The 22948-nt window shown below is 73.4% G+C and carries 16 protein-coding genes; 9 read left to right on the top strand and 7 right to left on the bottom strand.

The annotated features are described in order from the left end of the window. Positions 1 to 83 precede the first annotated feature (83 nt). The 4 genes from Scani_RS14175 to Scani_RS14160 form a co-directional block, all read right to left on the bottom strand. A complete protein-coding gene (locus Scani_RS14175; protein ID WP_159474683.1) occupies positions 84 to 566 on the bottom strand; it encodes a thioesterase family protein in 483 nt (160 codons plus the stop codon). Then, positions 563 to 1534 carry a 3-hydroxyacyl-CoA dehydrogenase NAD-binding domain-containing protein gene (locus Scani_RS14170; protein ID WP_159474680.1) on the bottom strand — a complete coding sequence of 324 codons (972 nt, stop codon included), beginning with the start codon at positions 1532 to 1534 and terminating at the stop codon, positions 563 to 565. Before Scani_RS14170 ends, Scani_RS14175 begins: the two co-directional genes overlap by 4 nt. Positions 1535 to 1581: 47 nt before the next feature. After that, positions 1582 to 2469: a beta-keto acid cleavage family enzyme gene (locus Scani_RS14165; RefSeq protein WP_159474677.1), complete on the bottom strand. Its 888-nt coding sequence runs from the start codon at positions 2467 to 2469 to the stop codon at positions 1582 to 1584. A 68-nt stretch (positions 2470 to 2537) separates the two neighbouring features. Beyond that, complete coding sequence (locus Scani_RS14160) at positions 2538 to 3407, bottom strand: TetR/AcrR family transcriptional regulator (protein ID WP_159474674.1); 870 nt, start codon at positions 3405 to 3407, stop codon at positions 2538 to 2540. A gap of 206 nt (positions 3408 to 3613) precedes the next feature. Between Scani_RS14160 and Scani_RS14155 the strand changes: the two genes are divergently transcribed. The 4 genes from Scani_RS14155 (at position 3614) to helR (ending at position 11262) form a co-directional block, all read left to right on the top strand. After that, entirely contained in the window at positions 3614 to 5677 is a 2064-nt protein-coding gene (locus Scani_RS14155; RefSeq protein ID WP_159474671.1) for a SpoIIE family protein phosphatase, read from the top strand. Positions 5678 to 5762: 85 nt separating this feature from the next. After that, positions 5763 to 7160: a type I glutamate--ammonia ligase gene (locus Scani_RS14150; protein ID WP_159474668.1), complete on the top strand. Its 1398-nt coding sequence runs from the start codon at positions 5763 to 5765 to the stop codon at positions 7158 to 7160. 162 nt (positions 7161 to 7322) lie between these two features. Further along, complete coding sequence (locus tag Scani_RS14145; RefSeq protein ID WP_371872349.1) at positions 7323 to 8606, top strand: MFS transporter; 1284 nt, start codon at positions 7323 to 7325, stop codon at positions 8604 to 8606. A 508-nt stretch (positions 8607 to 9114) separates the two neighbouring features. Beyond that, positions 9115 to 11262, top strand: coding sequence for an RNA polymerase recycling motor ATPase HelR (gene helR / locus Scani_RS14140; RefSeq protein ID WP_159474665.1), 2148 nt, complete (start codon positions 9115 to 9117; stop codon positions 11260 to 11262). A 121-nt stretch (positions 11263 to 11383) separates the two neighbouring features. Here helR and Scani_RS14135 read toward each other — a convergent pair whose 3' ends face one another. Further along, entirely contained in the window at positions 11384 to 12907 is a 1524-nt protein-coding gene (locus Scani_RS14135) for a M81 family metallopeptidase (protein WP_159474661.1), read from the bottom strand. A 51-nt stretch (positions 12908 to 12958) separates the two neighbouring features. After that, entirely contained in the window at positions 12959 to 14137 is a 1179-nt protein-coding gene (locus Scani_RS14130; protein ID WP_159474658.1) for an ROK family transcriptional regulator, read from the bottom strand. A 245-nt stretch (positions 14138 to 14382) separates the two neighbouring features. Here Scani_RS14130 and Scani_RS14125 point away from each other — a divergent pair, with 245 nt between their 5' ends. Genes Scani_RS14125 through Scani_RS14110 form a run of 4 tightly spaced genes read left to right on the top strand, consistent with a single transcriptional unit; the run spans position 14383 to position 20159 of the window. After that, on the top strand, positions 14383 to 16182 hold the full coding sequence (locus Scani_RS14125; protein ID WP_159474656.1) for a peptide ABC transporter substrate-binding protein: 1800 nt from the start codon (positions 14383 to 14385) through the stop codon (positions 16180 to 16182). Next, on the top strand, positions 16179 to 17129 hold the full coding sequence (locus tag Scani_RS14120; RefSeq protein WP_159474653.1) for an ABC transporter permease: 951 nt from the start codon (positions 16179 to 16181) through the stop codon (positions 17127 to 17129). The genes Scani_RS14125 and Scani_RS14120 overlap by 4 nt, the downstream gene beginning before the upstream one ends. Next, positions 17126 to 18022 carry an ABC transporter permease gene (locus Scani_RS14115; RefSeq protein WP_159474650.1) on the top strand — a complete coding sequence of 299 codons (897 nt, stop codon included), beginning with the start codon at positions 17126 to 17128 and terminating at the stop codon, positions 18020 to 18022. The genes Scani_RS14120 and Scani_RS14115 overlap by 4 nt, the downstream gene beginning before the upstream one ends. Before the next feature lie 34 nt (positions 18023 to 18056). After that, on the top strand, positions 18057 to 20159 hold the full coding sequence (locus Scani_RS14110) for a dipeptide ABC transporter ATP-binding protein (protein WP_159474648.1): 2103 nt from the start codon (positions 18057 to 18059) through the stop codon (positions 20157 to 20159). Here the strand turns inward: Scani_RS14110 and Scani_RS14105 are convergent. Next, the gene (locus Scani_RS14105) at positions 20146 to 20970 is read right to left on the bottom strand and encodes a L,D-transpeptidase family protein (protein ID WP_246295781.1); all 825 of its coding nucleotides are present in this window, start codon (positions 20968 to 20970) and stop codon (positions 20146 to 20148) included. The genes Scani_RS14110 and Scani_RS14105 overlap by 14 nt on opposite strands. 477 nt (positions 20971 to 21447) lie before the next feature. Here Scani_RS14105 and Scani_RS14100 point away from each other — a divergent pair, with 477 nt between their 5' ends. Then, positions 21448 to 22845, top strand: coding sequence for an NADP-dependent succinic semialdehyde dehydrogenase (locus Scani_RS14100; RefSeq protein WP_159474645.1), 1398 nt, complete (start codon positions 21448 to 21450; stop codon positions 22843 to 22845). Positions 22846 to 22948 lie beyond the last annotated feature (103 nt).

Here is a 22948-nt window from a genome sequence, read left to right as displayed (position 1 = left end):
CGGCTCGTCCGTCGGCCCGGCCGATGCGGGCTCCGCGGACGGGGCCGGGACCGGGGCGGCGGCCCGGCCCCGTCCGCGGCCGTTCACCGGTGCGGCTGCACCGCGCGGATCCCGTGGCCCGCCCACGCGGGCGCCGGCCCGAGGAGCTCCGCGAAGTACTCCCGGCTGGCGTCGGGCAGCGGCGCCGCGCTCCCGGCGGTCTGGTCGACGTGCAGGGTGAACAGCTCCTCGGTGGCCACCGGGGAGCCGGACGGTGCGCCGGCGAACATCTCGTGGAGGAGGCGCAGTTTCTTGCCGTCGACGCCCAGCACGGTCGTGCGGACGGTGAGTTCGCTGCCGCGGGCGACCTCGTGCAGGTAGCGGACGTGGGCCTCGACCGTGTAGAGGGAGCAGCCGGTGCGGTCCCGGTAGGCCGCGTCGAGGCCGGCCGCGTCCATCAGGGCGTCGGTGGCGAAGCCGAAGATCAGGACGTAGTAGGCCTCGCTGAGGTGGCCGTTGTAGTCGATCCAGTCGTCCCGGACGGTCTGGCGGAAGAGCGGGAGCCCGGCGGGCCGGTGGCCGGTCATCGGCGGGTGCTCCCCAGCCGGCCCGTGGCGCGGAGGACGTCGATGACGCCCTGGTCGCGTTCGGCGACCAGGTCCGCGTACGTACGGCCGTCCGCCGCTTCCGCGCAGCCGTCGACCATCGCGTCGCGCAGCTCGCGGTCCAGTTCGGGAGCCGCCAGCCGGGTCCACGGCGACTTCAGGGACGGGCCGAAGTGGTCGAGCATATGGGCCATTCCGCCCTCGCCGCCGGCCAGCGCGAAGGTCAGGCAGGGGCCCATGAACGCCCAGCGCAGCCCCGGTCCCTCGGTGATCGAGGCGTCGATGTCCCCGACCGAGGCCTCGCCGTTCGCGACCATGTGCAGCGCCTCGCGCCAGAGGGCCTCCTGGAGGCGGTTGGCGATGAAGCCGGGCAGCTCGCGGTCCATGGTGATCACGGACTTGCCCGCCAGGTCGTAGAAGCGCGAGGCCCAGGCGACGGCGTCACGGTCCGTCCGCTCGCCGCCGACGACCTCGACCAGCGGGATGAGGTACGGCGGGTTGAAGGGGTGGCCGACGACCAGACGGCCGGGGCCCTCGACCGCCGTCTGCATATCGGTCATCGGGTAGCCGGAGGTGGAGGAGGCGATGACCACGCCCGGACGGGTCGCGGCGGCGAGCTCGGCGAGCAGGGAGCGCTTCAGCTCCAGGTTCTCGGGGGCGCTCTCCTGGACGAAGTCGGCGTCGGCGACCGCCCCGGCGAGAGTGGGGGCGAGCGTCAGCCGGTCCGGCGAGGCGCCCTCGGCCAGGCCTGTCTGTTCCAGGGCGGGCCAGGCGGCGGCCACCAGGCGGCGGAGCTTCTCCTCGGCGTCGGCGGCCGGGTCCCAGGCGGTGACGCCGTAGCCACGGGCGAGGAAGTGGGCGACCCAGCCGCCGCCGATCACTCCGGCGCCGATACAGGCGATACGGCGTACGTCCTCAGGGGCACAGGGGGCGGGGGTGGTTTCGGGCATGGGCAGCGGCTCCTCGTGGAGAGGCGGGAAGGGCGGGCGGTGAGCGGTCAGGAGCGCGGCTTCAGGCCCAGCCGGGCACGTGCCTGGTCGGGGGTGGCGACCGTGGCGCCGAGCAACTCGGTGATCTGGACGGCGCGTTCGACGAGGTGGCCGTTGGTGGCCTTGACGCCCTTGCTGAGGTAGAGGTTGTCCTCCAGACCGACCCGCACATTGCCGCCGAGGAGGATCGACTGGGCGACCCAGGGCATCTGCATGCGGCCGAGCGCGAAGCTCGACCACTGCGCGCCCTCGGGCAGCATGTTCACCATCGACTGCAGGACGCCCGGGTCGGCCGGGGCGCCCCAGGGGATGCCCATGCAGAGCTGGAAGACCGTCGGATCGTCCAGCAGCCCCTCGGCCAGCAACTGCCGGGCGAACCACAGCTGACCGGTGTCGAAGATCTCCAACTCGGGCCGTACCCCGAGCTCCTGGATGCGGCGGGCGCCCGTCCGCAGCATGTCGGGCGTGGAGACGTAGAGGTTGGAGCCGTCGCCGAAGTTGAGGGAGCCGCAGTCCAGGGTGCAGATGTCGGGCAGCAGTTCCTCGACGTGCGGCAGCCGCTCCAGGCCGCTCACCAGGTCCGTACCGGGCAGCTGCCGGAGCGGCCGCTCGGGGTCGATCACGAGGTCGCCGCCCATGCCCGCGGTGAGGTTGAGGACGACGTCGGTGCCGGTCTCCTTGATCCGCTCGACGACCTCGGCGTACAGCCGCGGGTCGCGCGACGGGTCGCCGGTCTCGGGGTCGCGCACGTGGATGTGCACCACCGCGGCGCCCGCGGCCGCCGCCTCGACGGCCGACGCGGCGATCTGCTCGGGCGTCACGGGGACGTGCGGGGAGCGGTGGACGGTGTCGCCGGCGCCGGTGAGCGCGCAGGTGATGATGACCTCGTTGTTCACGGGGTTCCCTTCGGTGGGGTGTCGTGCCTCGGGGCTCGGTGCGGGGGAGCCGGTGGGGAGCGGCGGACTCAGCCGGCGGGGGCGGCGGTGAGTTCGCTGTCGACGAAGGCGAGCAGGGCGGCGTGCATCGTGTCGGGGCCGGTGCTGTCCGGCGCGGTGGCGAGCACCTGGGTGGCCAGGCCGTCGATCAGGGCGGTCAGCCGCAGGGCGGCGAACTCGGGATCGACGGGGCGGAAGACGCCCTGGCCGACGCCGCGGCGTACGACCTCGGCGACGGTGGTGCGCCACTGCCGGTAGTAGTGCTCGTGCAGCCGCCCCACGGCGGTGGAGCGGGCGGCCTGGGCCCACAGGTCGAGCCAGACCAGCCACTGCCGGCGCTGCTGCTCGGTGCGCGGCGTCTGCAGGGCGATCAGATGCAGCAGCTCGCCGCGGGCGTCGGGCGCCGCGGCCAGGCCCGCGGCGCGGCGTTCGGTGTCCTCGTCCATGCACCAGCGCACGGCCGCCTCCAGCAGCTCGTCGCGGCCGGGGAAGTGGTAGTGCACGGCGGCCGGACTGGTGCCGCAGGCGGCCGCGATATCGGCGACCCGTACGCCGTGGAAGCCGTGCTCGGCGATCAGCCGGACGGTCTCCCGCACGATCTGCAGCGGCCGGCCGCCCTCGGGGACGGCCGCCGGCTCGCGGTCGGGCGGCGTCGCGGGCCGCTCGGGGGCGCCGAGCAGCCAGCCCGTGTCGACCTCGCCGATATCGGCGATACGGACGATCTCGGCCAGGGTGAAACGCCGGGTGCCCCCCAGCGACCTGGACAGTTTCGACGGGTCCATCACGATCCGGCGGGCGAATTCGCGGTGGCTGCAGCCGAGCTGGGCGATCACTCGACGGACACGGTCCGTGACATCGCCGGCGTCGTCGGTGATCCGGGTTCCGGGGGCGTCCTCCATGGTCCGGGACCGTAACAGCGCGTTGAGATCATCGCAACGGCCGGAGGGCGAGGTAGTGGCATGAATCCCTGGTATTGCCGCGTTCGCGGGAGAGTGTTGCGGATGTGCTGACACATGAGTCAGTCTGCTGTCCGACGCTGTCGCGAGGAGGGCGGGCGAAGGGGCTGGACACGCCGCAATCCGGGTGAATGTGGCAAAGTGACGACATGGCTGACCGGGGAGCGAAGCGGCCCACCGTGTCGGTGCCGGACGACTGGCCCGCCCACCCGGACCTGACCCTGGCCCTCAACGGCATGGGCGGCTTCGACTGGGACCTCGACAGCGGGCTGATGCACATGGACGCGCCCGCCCTCGAGGTGTTCGACATGTCCCCGTCGGAGTACGACGACCGCCCGGCCACGCTCGGCTGCCGCGTCCCGGCCCATGAGGCGGCCCGGCTGGACGCCCTGGTCGCACGGGCGCTCAAGGACGGCAGCGACTCCTACGGCGCCTACTTCCGGGTCCGGCTGCGCGACGGCGAGCTGCGCTGGACCCACAGCCAGGGCAGCATCCGCCGCGACAGCAGCGGCCGACCCCGCCGGATCATCGGGGTGGTGCGCGACGCCAGCCACGAATACACCCACGCGGCGGAGCGGCTCGCCGTCGACGAGGAGCGCCGTCGGCACACCAGCGTCGTCGAGCGCACCACCGCGGCCCTGGCGCACGCCCGGACGGTCGGTGAAGTGATCGCGGTGCTCGCCGATGAGCAGGGGCTCAGCCGGCTGGGCGCGGAGAACGTGATCCTCGGGCTCGTCGAGGCGGGACGCATCCGGCTGGTCTCCGAGGGCAAGGCCGGGAGTTTTGTACCCGATCTCGAGTACACGCGGGTGGGGGACGAATTCCCGATGAGCGAAGTGGTGCGCACCCTCACTCCGCGTTACGTGGGCAGCCGCGCGGCGTTCAAGCGCGACTACCCCCGGCTGTGGCCCGCCATCGAGCCGCTGAACGTCCACTCCGCCGCCTATCTGCCGCTGATCGCGCAGGGCCGCCCGATCGGCGTGATCGGCCTCTTCTTCGAGCGGGAGAGCGACTTCCGGGACCAGGAGCGCAACGTCCTGGTGGCGCTCGGCAGCAGCATCGCGCAGAGCCTGGCCCGCGCCATGCTCTACGACCAGGAACACGATCTCGCCGCCGGCCTCCAGCAGGCCATGCTGCCGCGCCGGATCCCCGGTGTCGCCGGCGCGCAGATCGCCGTCCGCTACCGCTCCGCCCGGATGGGCCGGGACATCGGCGGCGACTGGTACGACGTGATCCCGCTGCCCGACGGCCGGGTCGCCGCCGTCATCGGCGACGTCCAGGGCCACGACACCCAGGCCGCGGCGCTCATGGGCCAGCTGCGGATCGTGCTGCGCGCCTACGCCGCCGAGGGGCACGCCCCGGCCACCGTCATGGCCCGCGCCTCCGCCTTCCTCAACGAGCTCGACACCGACCGCTTCGCCACCTGCACCTACGTCGACGCCGACCTGAGCACCGGCGCGGCCCGCATCGTCCGGGCCGGCCATATCGACCCGCTGCTCCGGCACGCCGAGGGCATCTGCCGCAGGCTGCCGGTGGCCGGCGGGCTGCCGCTCGGCATCGCCTCCGAATTCCGCCGGCTCGACTACCCGGTCACCACGGTCCTGCTCGCCCCCGGCGACACTCTGCTGCTGTGCACCGACGGCATCGTCGAACAGCCCGGCACCGACCTCGACGACGGGATGCGCGAGTTGGCCCGCGAGGTCCGCCAGGGCCCCCAGGACGTCCAGCAACTCGCCGACCGGCTCTGCGAATCGGCGGACGAGCGGACCGGTGAGGACGATATGGCGCTGCTGCTGCTGCGCCGCCTCGGCGCCCCCGAGCACGACATCGTCGGACGGTTCCGCCAGCACATCGCGCCCGCCGACCCCGAAGGCCTGTCGGCCGCCCGGCACATGATCCGGGCCGCGGTCCGTGCCTGGGGCGCGGCGGAGCGGGCCGAGGAGATCGAGCTGGTCGCCGACGAGCTGATCACCAATGCGCTGCTGCACACCGACGGCGAGGCGGTCGTCAACATCCGTATGCCGCACAGCGTCGGACGGCTGCTGCGGCTGGAGGTCGAGGACCACTCCAGCAGCCTGCCGCGGCGCCGCGAGCCGGGCGAGGCCGGAGTCTCCGGCCGCGGACTGCTGCTCGTGGACCGCCTGGCCGATGTCTGGGGTGTGGAGCCGCGCGGCAGCGGAAAGTGCGTATGGTGCGAGTTCAACTGCTCCTGACCGGGGAGGCGGCGAACCGCACCGGCAGGGGCACACAGCGGGAACGGGCGCCGAGCGATCGGCACGGTCAGGTGAGGACGGCTCTATGGGATCGCGGGCTGCGGAACAGCGGCAGGAAGCCCGCCAGTTGGCGGCGCGCCTCTCGGCGGATGGCGTCCGCAATGTGGCGCTGACCTGGGTGGACAATGCGGGCATCGCCCGCGTCAAGACCGTCCCGGCCGAACGGCTCGCGGCCGCGGCCGAACGCGGGGTGGGGATGTCGCCGGTCTTCGACGTGTTCACCTCCGACGACGCCATCACCGCATCCGAGCACCTCGGCGGCCCCGACGGCGACCTGCGGCTCTTCCCCGACCTCGACCGCGTCACCTCGCTCGCCGCTCAGCCCGGCTGGGCCTGGGCGCCGGCCGACCGCTACGACCAGCTCGGCCTGCCGCACCCCGCCTGCCAGCGGCAGTTCGCCCGGCGGATGACGGAACGGGCGGCCACGGCCGGCCTGGAGCTGCGGATGGGCTTCGAGACCGAATGGGTGGTCACCCGCGCCCCCGCGGGACACCCGGCCCCCACCGGCGCGGACGAGCCGCTCGACTACCCCTGCGCGGGCCCCGCGTACGGCATGACCCGGGTCGTCGAGCTCTCGGACTACCTCCGCGATGTCACCGAGGCGCTCAGCGTCCAGGGCATCGACGTTCTCCAGCTCCACCCCGAGTACGCCCCCGGCCAGTTCGAGGTCACCACCGCTCCGGGCGATCCGGTCCGCGCCGCCGACGACGTGGTGCTGGTGCGCGAGACCATCCGCGCCGTCTCCGTCCGGCACGGGCTGCGCGCCTCCTTCGCCCCGTCGGTCGTCGCCGGCCAGGTCGGCAACGGCTGCCACCTCCACCTGAGCCTGTACCGCGACGGCACGAGCCTGCACCGCACCCCCGACGCCGCATGGGGCCTGGCGCCGGACGCCGCGGCCTTCCTCGGCGGCGTCCTCGCCGCCCTGCCCGCCCTGCTCGCCATCGGCTGCCCCTCGCCCGCCAGCTATCTGCGGCTGCAGCCCTCCCACTGGGCCGGCGTCTACCAGTGCTGGGGCGTCGAGAACCGGGAGGCGGCGCTGCGTCTGATCACCGGCGCCCCCGACGACCCGGACGGCGGCCATGCCGAGGTCAAGACCTTCGACGCCGCCGCCAACCCGTACCTCGCGGTCGGCGCGGTCATCGCCGCCGGACTGCACGGCATCGAGTCCGCGACCCAGCTGCCGCAGCCGCAGACCGGCGACCCCGGCGTGCTCGGCGTCCGCGAGCGCGCCCGGCGGGGCATCGTCCGGCTGCCGGCCACCCTCACCGAGGCGGCCGACCGGCTGGAGAAGTCGGCCCCGCTGTACGAGGCGATGGGCGAGGTGCTGCACGGCGCGGTGCTCGCCGTCCGGCGCGCGGAGGAAGCGCACTTCGCCGAGAGCGAGGACGACGCGATCGCCGCCGCCACCCGCTGGCGCTGGTGAGGCCGGCGGCTGCCGCGCGGATCGCCCAGGAGTTCTCCGGCTGGGCGCCGGAGCTCACCGCGCCGATGGCGAGGCGCGGTCCGTACCGAGGGCGGTAAGGGGCGACCGGCCCCAGCGCCACTTCCCGCCCTGCCGCCCGCGGGGTCCCCGCAGCATGCTTTACTGCGCCGCGTGGCCCCTACAACGACCCCCGAGAAGAGCGAAATACCCCTGCGTTCCCGGATATTCGCCGATCTGACCCCGCTGCGCCTCTCGCCGGACTACCGCCGCCTGTGGTGCGGCAACACCATCTCCTGGATGGGGCAGCAGATGACCGCGCTCGCGGTCTCCCTGCAGGTCTACACGCTCACCCACTCCACTTTCGCGGTCGGTCTGGTGGGCCTGTGCTCCCTGGTCCCCCTGGTCGTCTTCGGGCTGTACGGCGGCGCCATCGCCGATACCGTCGACCGCCGCACACTGGGCCTCTACAGCGCGGCGGGGGCCACCGCGATGTCCCTCGTGCTGGCCACCGCCGCGGTGGCCGGATATCACCGGGTCTGGCTGCTCTACACCGTCGTCGCCTGCCAGGCCGTCTGCTTCGCGATGAACTCACCGGCCCGCTCGTCGATGATCCCGCGGCTGCTGCCCCCCGAACAGCTGCCGGCCGCCAACGCTCTCAACTCTCTGACCAGCAACCTCGGTCTGATGGGCGGGCCGATGCTGGGCGGTGTCATCGTCGGCCTGTGGGGCTATCAGGCCGCGTATCTGATCGATGTGGTGGCCTTCAGCGGCTCGCTGTACGCGATGTGGCGACTGCCCTCCATGCGACCCGACCAGGGGGAGGGGCCGCGGCGCCGAGCCTCCGTACTGGACGGCCTGCGCTTTCTCGCCACCCGGCCCAACCTGCGGATGACGTTCTTCTCGGACCTGGCGGCGATGGTGCTCGCCCAGCCGCGCGCCTTGTTCCCCGCGGTCGCGGTGCTCTGGTTCGCCGGGGACGCCAAGACCGTCGGCCTCCTGGTGGCCGCGCCCGCGGTGGGCGCCGTACTGGGCGGGCTGTTCTCCGGCTGGCTCGGCGGAATCCGCCGGCACGGCCTGGCCATCCTGATCGCGGTGGCCGCCTGGGGCGCGGCCATCGCCTGCTTCGGACTCTCCCGGCACCTGTGGTTCGGCCTGTTCTTCCTGGCCGTCGCCGGTTGTGCGGACACCGTGTCGATGGTGTTCCGCAGCACGATGCTGCAGGCCGCGACGCCGGACGCGATGCGCGGCCGGCTCCAGGGCGTCTTCATCGTCGTGGTCGCCGGCGGGCCGCGGCTGGGCGACTTCCTCGCCGGATCGGCGGCCGACCTGACCTCCCCGGCCACCGCGGTGATCGGCGGCGGCCTGGCCTGCGTCCTGGTGGTGACCGGACTGGGCCTCGGCCGCCGCGCCTTCGCCCGCTACGACGCCCGCGATCCGCAGCCGTAACTGGCAAGGGCACCGGGGCCGTCCGCCGCGCGACGCGCGTCTTTGCGCAGGCGGGCGGCCCTGCTGCCGTTTCTCGGGGGGCTGGTGTGCCGACGCCTCGTAGCGCAGCGGCCGCTGTACGGGGTGCGTCGCCGAGGCGCGGAGGGGCTTGGGCGATGCGCGGGGAGGGCCGGTCCGTCCGGAGCGGACGAGGAGGCGGATGATGCGGCCGACGGCGAGGCCGGCGGCGAGAGCACGGAGGAGTACCCACTCCTTGCCACTCTCAACTTATAGCGCACTGGGGGGCTTGCGGCAAGGCCCCGGTGGTGGGACAGAATCGCGGGCCGAGGCCAGAACCTGCAGAAATGGGAGATTCGCGAAGTGCGTGTGTTGTTGTCGGTTCATGGGGCGTGCGGTGACGTCGAGTCGGTGGTGGGACGCGCGGTGCCGGCCCGGGCACGCGGTGCCGGGGTGCGGGCGGGTGCACCGTCGGCCGTCGCGACAGCCTCCTCGGACCGGAGTTGATGACATGAACCCCCTGACCACCAGTGCGTTCGACCTCCCCGACCGTCTTGCCCCCAAGGCCGACCCGGCGCTGATCGCCGACGACGAGCGGCAGTTCGCGGCCATCGCGGAGTGCCTCGACCAGTCGATCGCCGAACTCTCCGACCGCCTGGAGGCCGAGCGCAAGGCGCCCGGCGGCGCCGGCCGGGCGGCGATGGACCGGGACACCGAGGTCCACCGGCTGACCGGCCGCCTGCGTGCCCTGCGCCGCTTCGGTCTGGACCTGTGCCTGGGGCACTTCGTCCGGGCGGACGACCCCGAGCCCGTGTACATCGGACGCCTCGGCCTCACCGACAGCGCGGGACGCCGGCTGCTGCTCGACTGGCGTTCCCCCGCGGCCGAGCCGTTCTTCGCGGCGACCCACGCCAACCCGATGGGCCTGGCGAGCCGCCGCAGGTACCGCTGGACCCGCGCCCGGATCAGCGACTACTGGGACGAGGTGTTCACCGCCGACGGACTCGACGGGCACGCCGCGCTCGACGACCAGTCCGCGTTCATCGCCAGCCTGGGCGGCAACCGGTCGGCCCGGATGCGCGATGTGCTCGCCACCATCCAGGCCGACCAGGACGCCGTCATCCGGGCGGGATCCCGTGGCGCGCTCGTCGTCGACGGCGGCCCCGGTACCGGCAAGACCGTCGTCGCGCTGCACCGCGCCGCCCACCTCCTCTACGCCGACCCCCGACTCGGCCACCGTCGGGGCGGCGTGCTGTTCGTCGGTCCGAGCCGCCCCTACCTGGCCTATGTCGCCGATGTCCTGCCCAGCCTCGGCGAGGAGGGCGTGCAGACCTGCATCCTGCGCGACCTCGTTCCCGAGGGAGCCGGAGCGGGCGTCGAGCCCGACCCGCGGGTGGCCCTCTTGAAGTCGTCGGCGGACCTGGTGAAGGCGATCGAACCGGCCGTGGGCATCTACGAGGAGCCGCCCACCGAGGGGATGACGGTCTCGACCCACTGGTCCGATCTCTGTCTGAGTCCCGACGACTGGGCGGCGGCGTTCGACGCGGTGGAACCGGGTACTCCGCACAACGAGGCGCGCGACCAGATCCGGGACGAGCTGCTCACGATCCTGATGGACAAGGACGACAGCGAGGCCCCGCCCGACCTGCTCCGCAGATCGCTGCTGCGGGACCGGGAGCTGATCAGGACCCTCAACCGTGCCTGGCCGATGCTCGAAGCGACCGACCTCGTCGGAGATCTGTGGACGGTGCCCGCCTACCTGCGCAAGTGCGCCCCCTGGCTCGCCCCTGACGACATCCGCCGACTGCAGCGCACGGACGCCCAGGCCTGGACGGAATCCGACCTGCCGCTCCTGGACGCGGCACGGCAGCGGCTCGGCGACCCGGAGGCATCGGTGCGCAAGCGTCGGCACGCTGCCTCCGTCGCCGCCGAACGCGCGCGCCGGGCCGATGTCATCGACGGTCTGCTGGAGGCCGACGACGACGGGGAAGGCGCGGTGACGATGCTGCACGGACAGGACCTGCAGGACACCCTGATCGACGAGGGTGCGCTGCCCGGCGCCGAACCGGACCTGCTCGCCGGCCCGTTCGCGCACATCATCGTGGACGAGGCGCAGGAACTGACCGACGCCGAGTGGCAGATGCTGCTGCTCCGCTGCCCGTCCCGGAGCTTCACCCTCGTCGGCGACCGCGCCCAGGCCCGGCACGGGTTCACGGAGTCGTGGCAGGAACGGCTCGAACGGGCCGGGCTCGACCGGATCACCGTGGCCTCGCTGAGCATCAACTACCGCACGCCGGAAGAGGTCATGACGGAAGCCGAGCGGGTCATCCGCGCTGCGCTCCCGGACGCCAATGTGCCGGCCTCCATCCGCAGCAGCGGCGTCCCCGTCGTCCACGGATCCGTCGCGGACCTCGACCCGTTCCTCGACACCTGGCTCGCAGAGCATGCCGACGGAATCGCCTGCGTCATCGGCGACCCCACGTTCCGGGCGACGTCCCGCGTCCGGTCGCTGACGCCGGAACTGTCGAAGGGGCTCGAGTTCGACCTGGTCGTCCTCATCGACCCGGAGACGTTCGGCCAGGGCATCGAGGGAACCGTCGACCGCTACGTCGCGATGACCCGCGCGACCCGGCAACTCGTCGTGCTCACGAGCTCCTGACGACGGGGCCGGGCTCGCGCCGCACCCGCACCGGCCGGACCCGGTGCGGGTGCTCGGCGGGACGAGCCCTGGAGACCTCTGCCAGGGGGCGGCGCAGGGTCTCGGCCCCGCCCCCTCACCCCTACAGGAGTTCCGGGGTGAGGTCCGGCTCCTCGAACCCCTCGTCGTCGAAGGGGTAGAGGGGCCGCAGCACCTTGTGGTGCCCCAGCCGCAGCAGGTCCTGGTCCACCGCGCCCGGGGTGAGCGCCAGCAGCCAGTCCGCGGCCATCGCATGGAGCTCCGGCTCCAGGTATCCGATCTTGACGACCACCAGGTCATAGGCCAGCGGGTCCAGCGACCCGAAGTCCGCCCGGGTGTGGAACGGGCGCCGCCGCTCGGTCAGCACCACCGTCACCCCGCCGCGGGTGACCGCCGCGGACCGGCCGCGCCCGTCGTAGGCCGGATTCTCCCGCCGCCCGCCGGAGCCGGGAGCGACCGCGTCCTCCAGGGCGGTGACCGTGCCGGTCAGTTCGCAGGGCTGCGCGTACGGGCCGGTGCCCGCGCTGAACCGGCCGCCCACAAAAAGCGTGACCTCGGCACCCGTCCCGGCGTCGAAACAGGCCGCGACCGCCTCCGGGTCGGTGATGCCCGGGTGCAGCGCGGTGACCCGGCCGCTCGCCAACTCCTCGTGGGCCAGCAGCCGGCCGAGCATATGGGCGAGGTCGCCGGCTCCGCCCGCGGTCGGGTTGTCGCCGGAGTCGCTGATCAGGAACGGGCGGGCGGGGGAGGCGACGGCGCGGGCGATGCAGGCGTCCGCGTCGCCGGTCGGGCCGACGAAGACGAAGTCCCGGCGGGCGTCCCAGTACGCGCGGGCCAGGGACCCGGCCTGTGCCACGGCGAGTTCGGGATCGTCCGCGGTGACCACCACGGCGGCCCGGCAGCGCTCCTCGTCGGCCCAGGCGTACCCCACCCAGAGCGCCGCGTCCACGACCCCGTCGAGTGCCTCGACCGAGGCCAGCCGGCCGTAGAGCGAGGCGGCGGGCTCGCGCCGGGTGCTGGTCTTCTCGCCGGGGAGGAGGACCGGAATCTGCACCCAGGCCCGGTGCGGGCGCCCCGTCCCCCGGACCAGCCGCCCGACGAGCTTGCGGGCGGCCCGCTCCCGGGTCAGCCAGGCGTCCTCGTGCGGGGCCATCCGGTGCGCGGTGAGCAGATCGAGCTGCGCGGCGAAGCGCCGCGAGACATTGCCGTGCAGATCCATGGCGGCCGAGATCAGGGTGCCGGGTCCGGTGGCGGCCCGCACCGCGTCGGTCAGATCGGCCTCCGCGTCGTCCAGCCCGACCACGCTCATCGCGCCGTGGATGTCGTAGACCAGACCGTCCAGCGGCCCCGACTCCCGGATGCGGCCGGTCAGTTCATCCTTGATGCGTTCGTAGGTGGCGCGCTCGACCGGCCCGCCGGGCACCGCGACGGCATGCACCAGTGGCACCCACTCGACCAGCTCGGCCAGTTCGCCGTCCGGGCGGGTCCAGGCGTAGCGGTCCAGCAGGGCGGCTCCCCGGGTGACGCGGAAGTCGTCGTACGCCGAGCGGTGCGGGCAGAACTGGCTGGATTCGATGGCCATTCCGCCGATGCCGATGCGGAACCGGCGGCTGGTGGCTGAGGGCATGGGGCACACCTTCCGTGGGGCGGTCCTGGGGCGGGGCCGGCGGGCCGTGGGTCAGCGGCTTCCGGCGGCCGGCGCGGGCGGTTCGTCCGCGGGGGCCGGCCGGCGCAGCACGGCATGGCCGGCGCCCAGCAGCCCCGCGTCCGGGCCGCAGACGGCGGCGTCGATGGTGAGTTCGCTGGTGGCCATCGGCAGACAGCGCTCGTAGAGCATGCCGCGTACGGCCGCGACCAGCGGCTGGACCCGGGAGAGCGCGCCGCCGAGGACCACCGCTTCGGGGTTGAAGAAGTTCACGACGACGGCGAGCACCGCGCCGATGTCCCGGCCGGCCTGGCGCACCAGCGTGGTGGCATGCGGCCGGCCGTTCTCGACCAGCCGGAGGATGTCGGTCGTCGAGTCGACGGCGAGGCCCGTGCGGCGCAGCGCGGCGGCGATCGCGGCGCCGCTCGCCACGGTCTCCAGGCACCCGATGTTGCCGCAGGAGCACGGGAGCCGGGCCGCCTGGTCCACCCGGACATGGCTGATGTCACCGGCCGAGCCGCGCGCCCCGCGGTGCAGCCGGCCGTCGCTGATGACACCGGAACCGATGCCACGGCCCGCCTTGACGACGACCAGATGGCGCCGGGCGGGGTGGGCGGCGCGATGTTCGCCCAGCGCCATCATGTTGGCGTCGTTGTCGAGCACCACCGGCAGACCGAGGCGGTCCGCCAGCCGGTCGCGCAGCGGGAACAGGTGCCAGCCGGGCATCCGGGACGGGGCGATGATCCGCGCGCCGTCCGCGTCGACCGGCCCGGGAAAGCCCACCCCGACGCCGCGCACCGTACGTCCGGCCGCCCGCTGCCGCTCGGCCAGCACCGTCAGTTGCCCGACGAGCGCGTCCAGGGCGGGTCCGGGCCCCGCGGTCAGGTCGAAGGCGCGCTCGGCGAGGTCGAAGGCGTCACCGGTCAGCCCCACCGCACCGGTACGGAGATGATGGCTGCCCAGGTCGGCGGCGAGTGCCACGGCGCCCCGGTCCGCGACCCGGAGGAGCCTCGGGCGCCGGCCGCCGCGCGAGGCGCCCTCGCCGGATTCGGCCAGCAGCCCGGCCTCGACGAGTTCCTGGACGCGGAGGGAGACGGTGGACGCGGCGAGCCCGAGGTGGCGTACGAGGTCGGCGCGGGAGGCGGCGGTGCCGTTCGCGACGAGTTCGAGGACATGTGCGGCGGAGCCGGGCCGCTCCTCGGAGGCGGTCATGGGGCGCCTTTCGGCTCGTGGGGGAGGTGGTGGCGCGCGGCGAGAGGGGGCGACGGGCAGGCTGTGCCGCGGCATGGAACGGTCCCCTCCGCGGCACGGACTTCCTTCGCCGATCGAAGGAAGTCCAGGAACCAACTGGCCGCCAGTAGAACGCAGTTGATGTGGTTTCGCCAAGGTCTTGACTTCTTTTCCCGGCCCTCCGTACTTTGCTCGCACTCCTCGACCGGCGATATCCCGGAGGCGGTATGGGTCTGCGCAGCACACGCATCCGCGGGCCCCTGGGGCGTACGGCCGCCGCCGTCCTGCTCGGCATCCTCGCGCTCGTCGGCTGCGACCCGTCTGGCAACGTTGTCACCCACCTCGGCGCCACCGGCGGGACGCCCGTCGAGGGCGGCACGGCCACCATGGCCCTGCCGCCCGCCGCCACCCCCAACTGGATCTTCCCCATCGGCGCCCCCGGCTACCTGGCCTCGTACAACAGCGCCATCCAGAACCTGCTGTTCCTGCCGCTGTTCGCACCCGAGCGGAAGGGCGACGGGCTGACCATGGACTCGCCCCGCGGCCTCGCGCGAGCGCCCCGTTACAGCGACGGGAACACCACCGTCAGCATCACGCTGAAGAAGGGCTACACGTGGTCCGACGGCAAGCCCGTCACCACCCGCGATGTGAAGTTCTGGTTCGATCTGATCCGGCACAACAAGCAGGACTGGGCCGGATACACGCCGAAGCTGATGCCGGACGACGTCACGGCCTTCGAGACCGTCGACGACCGCACCTTCCGCCTCCGGCTGGACCGCGCCTACAACCCGGCGTGGTTCACCGCCAACGAGCTCCAGGACTTCGTCGCCCTCCCCGCACACGCCTGGAACCCCGGCCGCCAGAGCCCCGAGCGGACCTTCGCCCGGCTGATGCGGCATGCCGGACAGTTCTCGCGGTTCGCCACGGATCCGCTGTGGAAGACCGTCGACGGGCCCTGGCGCATCGAGAAATGGACCACCGGGGGACAGGTATCCCTGGTCCCCAACAGGTCCTACCGCGGGCCCGACCGGCCGCATCTCGACCGCGTGGTCCTCAAGCCCTTCACCACCGCCGACTCCGAATTCAACGTGCTGCGCGCCGGCGGTGTCGACTACGGCTACATCCCGCCCGCCGTCATGGCGCAGTCCGCCACGTTCGAGGAGCGGGGCTACCGCCTCGACCCGTGGGAGGGCTGGGCGGTCACCTATATCGTCCTCAACTTCCAGCACCCCACGGCCGGACCGCTGCTGCGGCAGGCCTATCTGCGCCAGGCGCTCCAGCACCTGATCGACCAGAAGTCGATCTCCCGGGTGATCTGGCACGGCAGCGCCGCTCCCACCCTCGGCCCGGTCCCCGCGGGCCTCCTGGACCGCGACCCGTATCCGTACGACCCACGGCGGGCGAAGGCGCTGCTCGCCGCGCACGGCTGGGCCGGCCGGGACGGCACGCTGCGCTGCGCACGGCCGGGGAGGGGCGCGGGGGAGTGCGGCGCGGGTATCGAGGCCGGTCAGGAACTACGGCTCACCCTGCTCTCCCAGTCCGGCTCGACCGAGACCTCCAACACCATGCAGGCCATCAAGTCCGCATTCGACAGGGCCGGTATCGCCCTCGACATCCGGCAGCAGCCGCTGAACACGGTGCTGGGCACCACCGTGCCCTGCCGGACGTCCGAGCCGCGCTGCGCGCAGTGGCAGCTCGGCTTCTTCGGCACCCAGGGCAGCTGGTACTTCCCGCCCGACCCCAGCGGTGAACGGCTCTTCGCCACGCACGCCCCGTCCAACATGGGCAACTGGTCCGATCCGCGCACCGACCGGCTCATCCGGGCCACCGAGTACTCCGACGCCCCGGCCGCGATGCGCACCTACGGCCGGGAGGTGGCCCGTCAGCTCCCGGTCCTGTGGACCCCCAACCCCGCCTATCAGGTCTCCGTCATCCGCAACGACCTGCGGGGGATCGACCAGAACCCGACCCTCTCCCTGGCACCGCAGAACTGGTACTTCGTGAAGAAGGGCGGGGCCGGCCGGTGACCCGCTTCCTGGCCAGACGCCTCGCGCAGGCCCTCGTCGTGCTGCTGCTGGTCTCCGTCATCGTCTTCGTGCTGCTCCACCTGCTCCCCGGCGGACCGGCCCGCGCCATCCTCGGCGTCCAGGCCACCCCGGAGTCCGTCGCCCACTTCAACCACCAGCAGGGGTACGACCGTTCCTGGCCCGAGCAGTACGCCGGATACCTGGGGCGGCTGCTCACCGGCGACCTCGGCGAGTCCTACAAACTCAACCGGAGCGTGGCCGGCCTGCTCGCCGAACGGCTGCCCAAGACCGCCCTGCTGGCCGGTCTCGCGCTCGGGCTCGCCGCGCTGTCGGCCGTCCCGCTCGGCATCCTGCAGGCCGTACGCCGCGGCAAGGCCGCCGACCACCTCCTGACCGGTGCGGCCTTCCTCGCCTACGCCACCCCGGTGTTCTTCCTCGGCCTGGTGCTGCTGCTCGTCTTCAGCCAGCAGCTGCCCCTGCTGCCCGCGGAGGCACCGCAGGCCGACACGGTCGGCGGCATCCTCGCCGACCCGCTCGCGCTTGTCCTCCCCGTCGTGACCGCGGCCCTCGGCATCATCGCCGCGTTCAGCCGCTATATGCGCTCCGCCGTCCTCGACAACCTCGGCGAGGACTATGTACGCACCGCACGCGCCAAGGGCCAGTCGGAGGCCCGCATCATGGCCCGGCACGTCCTGCGCAACGCCCTGATCCCGCTGGCCACCCTCCTCGGCCTCTACCTCCCCACCCTCTTCAGCGGCACCCTCGTCATCGAGTCGATGTTCAACTACCCGGGGATGGGGCTGCTGTTCTGGAACGCGGCCCAGAGCTCGGACTTCCCCGTCCTGCTCGGCGTCACCCTCGTCGTCGGCGTCGCCACCGTCCTCGGCTCCCTGATCACGGATATCGCCTATGCCGTCCTCGACCCGCGCATCAGGAGCGTCACGTGACGACCACCGCCCCCGACGCCACCCGGCCCGAAGCGGCCCCGGCAAGCCCCCGCCCGGCCCGCCGTGCGCTCGCCCTCTTCGCCCGCAACAAGCTCGCCCTCGCCGGCGCCCTGGTGCTGCTCGCCCTGCTCGCCTTCTGCTTCCTGGGCCCGCTGCTCCACCCCACCGACCAGATCCACACCGACCTCTCCCAGGCCAACCGCGCCCCCGGCGCCGGCCACCTGCTGGGCACCACCGACCTCGGCTACGACCTGCTCGGCCGGCTGATGTACGGCGGGCGCACCTCACTGGAAGTCGGCCTGGCCGCAGGCCTGTTGGCGACCCTCTTCGGCACGGTCTACGGCTCGGTCGCGGGCTACTTCGGCGGCTGGACGGACGCCGTGATGATGCGCCTCACCGACGCCGCGCTCGCCATCCCCGCGCTCTTCCTGCTCGTCGTGGTCGCCGCGATCGTCACCCCCAGCAAGCCCGTCCTCATCCTGATCATCGCCTCCGTCGCCTGGCTCTCCCCGGCCCGGCTCATCCGCGGCGAGGCGCTGGCGCTGCGCGGCCGCGACTACATCCACGCGATGCGGCTGATGGGCGGCGGCGGAGGGCGGGCGGTCTTCCGGCACATCGTCCCCAACGCCGTCGGCACCGTCCTCGTCAACGCCACCTTCCAGGTGGCCGACGCCATCCTCTACGTCGCCTACCTGTCCTTCCTGGGCCTGTCCGTCCCGCCGCCCGCCGCCGACTGGGGATCGCTGCTCTCCGCCGGGATCACCTACACCCAGGTCGGCTACTGGTGGCTGATCTTCCCGCCGGGCCTGGCGATCGTGCTGGTCGTCGCGGCCTTCCACTGCATCGGGGACGGTCTGCGGGACGCCTTCGACGTACGCCTGCGGAAGAACTGACGTGGCGTCGGGAAACGGAAGCGAGGACCACCCCATGACCGACCCGCTCCTGCGGATCGAGGACCTGCATGTCGAGATCACCGGCCGCGGCCGCACCGTCCGGGCCCTCGACGGCATCGACCTCGACCTCGCCCCCGGCGAAGCGCTCGGCATCGTCGGCGAATCCGGCTGCGGCAAGACCCTCACCGCGCTCGCCGTCCTCGGTCTGCTGCCGCCCGGCGGGAAGATCACCGGCGGCCGGATCCTGTGCGGGGGCACCGACCTCGCCGCCGCCCCGGAACCCGTTCTGCGGGAGGTCCGCGGGAACACCGTCGGCATGGTCTTCCAGGACCCGCTGAGCTCCCTCAACCCCACCCTGACGATCGGCGCCCAGGTCGCCGAACCCCTGCTGCTGCACCGGCGGACGACCCGGGCCGAAGCCTGGGACCGGGCCGAGGAGACCCTGCGGCTGGTCGGTATGCCGCGGCCCGCGGAACGGCTGAAGAGCTACCCGCACCAGCTCAGCGGCGGGATGCGGCAGCGGGTGGCGATCGCCATGGCACTGGTCTGCGCGCCACGGCTGCTGATCGCCGACGAACCGACCACCGCCCTCGACGTCACCACCCAGCACCAGATCCTCGAACTCCTCGACGAGCTGCGCGCCCGCCTCGGCATGGCGCTGATCCTGGTCACCCACGACCTCGGAGTGATCGCCCGCCGGGTCGACCGGGTCGCGGTGATGTACGGCGGCCGGATCGCCGAACGGGCGCCGGTCCGACCGCTGTTCGCCGGCCCACGGCATCGCTACACCCAGGCGCTGTTCGCGGCCCGCCCCGAACTCCCCCGGCAGCGGGCGGGCGGGGGCAGCGGGAGCGGCGGGCCCGCCCTCGGCGGCACCCGGCTGCCGGCCGCCCTTCCCGGCCTGCCGCCGTCCCTCGTCACCCGGCCCGTCGGCTGCCGCTTCGCGCCGCGCTGCGGTTTCGCCACCGACATCTGCCGGGCCGCCGAGCCGGAGCTCACCGACGGCCTCGACGGCACGGCGCCCGCCACCGCCGCCCACGCCTTCGCCTGCTTCCACCCCGCGGGCCCGGCCGCCGGCACCGGCCCGGCCGAGGAGCCCCGTCCCGCCGCGCCCCGGGTGCGGACGGCGGAACCGCTGCTGCGGCTCACCGACGTCAGCAAGACCTACCCGCTGCACGGCGGCCTCTTCACCCGCCGCGGGCCGGGCCGGAAGGGCGCCGCGGAGGTCAGCGCGGTGGCCGGCGTCTCGCTCACCGTCCGGCGCGGCGAGACCTTCGGGCTGGTGGGGGAGTCGGGCTGCGGCAAGTCCACGCTCGGCCGGCTGGCGGTCGGCCTGGAGGCGCCGACCGCCGGCACCGTCCATGTCGCCGGCCGGGACCTCGGCACCCTCGACAAGCGGGAGCTGCGGGCCCACCGGCGGCATGTCCAGCTGATGTTCCAGGACTCCGCGGCGGCCATGGACCCACGGATGCGGGTGGGCGCCGTGCTGCGCGAACCGCTGGTCGTCCAGGGCATCGGCGACCGCGCCGAGCAGCGGCGGCGGATCGCCGGTCTGCTGGACGACGTCGGGCTGCCGCGCGGCGCGGTCGACCGCTATCCGCACGAGTTCTCCGGCGGTCAGCGCCAGCGCCTCGGCCTGGCCCGTGCCCTGGCCCTGGCCCCCTCCCTGGTCGTCGCCGACGAACCGGTCTCCGCGCTCGATGTCTCCGTCCAGGCGCAGATCCTCCACCTCCTGCGCACGCTGCAGCGCGAGAAGGGCATCGGCTACCTCTTCATCTCGCACGACCTGGCGGTGGTGCGGCACCTCGCGGACTCGGTCGGCGTGATGTACCTCGGCAAGCTCGTGGAGACCGGCCCCGCCGCACAGGTCCTCGCCCGCCCGCTGCACCCCTACACCCGAGGGCTGCTGGACAGCGTCGACGTCCCCGACCCGGACGCCGCCCCGGCCGGCACCCCGCTCGGCGGCGAGGCCCCGTCGGCCGCCGCCCCGCCCTCCGGCTGCCGCTTCCGCACCCGCTGCCCGCTCGCGACCGGCCTCTGCGCGACCACGGAGCCGCCGCCGGCCGAGCCGGAGACGCCGGGGCACCGGGTGGCCTGCCACTTCCCGCTCACCGGAGAGGCCCTCAGTAACGGGTGAGGGCGGTCGGCCCGTAGGCCGTGCCGACGGCGATGTGCGGGCGTGCGGCCGGCCGGACCCAGGACAGGATCCGTGCCATCGCCCCGGCCGGTACGGAGACACAGCCGGCCGTGGCGCCCCTCCCGTTGACATGGAGGAAGATCCCGGCGCCGCGGCCGTGCACCGGACGGTGGTAGTTGAAGCCGATGACCAGGGCCCGGGCGTACTGCGTGGGATGGTCCGCCAGCCGCTCGGACTCACCGGCCGCGCAGTCCGCCGGCAGCGGCGCCACCCAGCGGTTGTAGGAGGCGGAGGCGTTGTCCTCGCACCACCAGGAGTCCCCGCCGACCCTGCGGTACGGAACGGCGCTGCCGGGCGGCGGCGGGAGCGTCCCGAAGGCGAACGGCAGGTCGTACAGCCCGGTCGGGGTGGTGGAGGTGCCCTGCACCCGGGTACGGCCCTCGGTCAGCCCGCCGGACCCGAAGCGGGCGGGCGCCCAACCCGCCTGCCGCCAGCGGCCGTTGTGCCGCTGCCACCACCGCACGGTCCCGGTGGTGGCGCCCGTCGTGGGCGCCAGCGCGGTGATCAGCTGGTCGCCGCCGCCGGTGTCGGCCATGAGGACGGGAAGGGGGATGTGGTGGGCGGAGGAGCCGGCGGGCGCGGTGGCCGCCGGGGCGGGCGCCGCGAGCGCGAGCAGCGCCACGGCGGCCGCCGAGGTCAGCGCGGCGGCCCGGACCCGGACCGCGCCCCGGTGCGCCCGGCGGGTGCGCCCGGCCGGGTCCGTGGCGCCGGCCGTTGCCGGATGAGTCGTCCCTGTACGCGTCATGGGCATGACCGCAAGGTAGGGCGCGACGGGCTCGTCCGGCGCCGTCCGTTCAGGTCATATACGCCGCCCCCGGCCCGTGCGCAACCCGTCCGCGGCAATCCACCGTGCGGCGGGGCCATGGACGGGCGAAACTCGGGTACGGGGGCTCATGTGCCACTAGCCGTCTCAGTCTGGAGGCCCACAGTGCAGCGGCAACCGCAAACGCGCGGTGAGCGCACGCTCGACCGCGATCCGCAGCCCACGCCCCCGGATCCGGGAGGCCCGCCGCCCGTCCCGGACCCGCTCCCCGGCCCCCCGAGCCCGCCCGGGCCACCGAATCCCATTCCGCCGGAACCGTCGCCGATACCCCGTCCGCCCGGACCCGATCCCGACCCGGTCCCGGAGCCGTCCCCGGAACCGTCGCCGCTCTCCTAGGAGCCGCCCGGACCCGTCACCCCGCAGAGCGGGGTATCCCGCATCCGCACGAACAAGGAGGTGCTGATCATGGCCATCGCCACGGTCAACCCGGCCACCGGCGAGACCCTGAAGACCTTCGACGCCCTCAACGCGGGCGAGATCGAAGATCACCTGGTCCGGGCGGACCAGGCCTTCCAGGACCACCGCACCACCAGCTTCGGCTACCGCAAGGAGCGGATGCTCGCGGCCGCCGACCTGCTCGAAGCCGACCAGGACGGCATCGCCCGCACCATGACCACCGAGATGGGCAAACCGCTGGCCCAGGCGCGCGCGGAGGCGGCGAAGTGCGCCAAGACCATGCGCTGGTACGCGGAGCACGCCGAGGCGCTCCTCGCCGACGAGCACCCCGACCCGGCCGACGTCAGCGACTCCGGCGCGATCCGTGCCGTGGTGCGCTACCGCCCCCTCGGCCCCGTCCTCGCGGTGATGCCCTGGAACTTCCCGCTCTGGCAGGTCGTACGGTTCGCCGCACCCGCCCTGATGGCGGGCAACACCGGGCTGCTCAAGCACGCCTCCAACGTGCCGCAGACCGCGCTCTACCTGGAGGAGCTCTTCCGCCGCGCCGGGTTCCCCGAGGGCTGTTTCCAGACCCTGCTGATCGGGTCCGGTGCGGTCGAGGACATCCTGCGCGACCCGAGGGTCGTGGCCGCCACGCTCACCGGCAGCGAACCGGCCGGCCGCGCGGTGGCGTCCACCGCCGGTGACGAGGTCAAGAAGACCGTCCTCGAACTCGGCGGCAGCGACCCGTTCATCGTCCTGCCCTCCGCCGACCTGGACAAGGCGGTCCGCGTCGGGGTCACCGCACGCGTCCAGAACAACGGACAGTCGTGCATCGCGGCCAAGCGGTTCCTCGTGCACCAGGACGTCTACGACGCCTTCGCCGAGCGGTTCACCGACCGCATGGCCGGGCTGACCGTCGGCGACCCGATGGACGAGGACACCGACATCGGGCCGCTCTCCAGCGAACAGGGCCGCTCCGACCTGGAGGAGCTCGTCGACGACGCGGTCCACCAGGGCGCCACCGCCCTGTGCGGCGGCCGCCGGCCGCCCGAGCACGGCGCGGGCTGGTTCTACGAGCCGACGGTGCTGTCCGGCATCACTCCGGGGATGCGCATCCACCACGAGGAGGCGTTCGGCCCGGTCGCCACGCTCTACCGCGTCGCCGACCTCGACGAGGCGGTGCGCCTCGCCAACGACAGCCCGTTCGGGCTCGGTTCCAACGCCTGGACCCGCGACCCCGAGGAGCAGCGGCGCCTCGCCCGCGATGTGCAGGCCGGCGGTGTCTTCTTCAACGGGATGACCGCCTCCCACCCGGGCATCCCCTTCGGCGGCGTCAAGCGCTCCGGCTACGGGCGGGAGCTCTCCGGGCACGGCATCCGGGAGTTCTGCAATATGACGACGCTGTGGTACGGCCCGGAGGACTGAACCGGGGCCGGAAAAAGACGTCCCGGTGGACGCATGCGCCCAGGCGGTTTGCGTGATGAATCCGAGGGTGTACGTTCCGGTCAGGTCGAGTCGGCCAACGGCC

It is taken from the genome of Streptomyces caniferus (assembly GCF_009811555.1).
GTDB classification, from domain to species: domain Bacteria; phylum Actinomycetota; class Actinomycetes; order Streptomycetales; family Streptomycetaceae; genus Streptomyces; species Streptomyces caniferus.
This window is presented reverse-complemented; position numbering and strand designations above follow the sequence as displayed.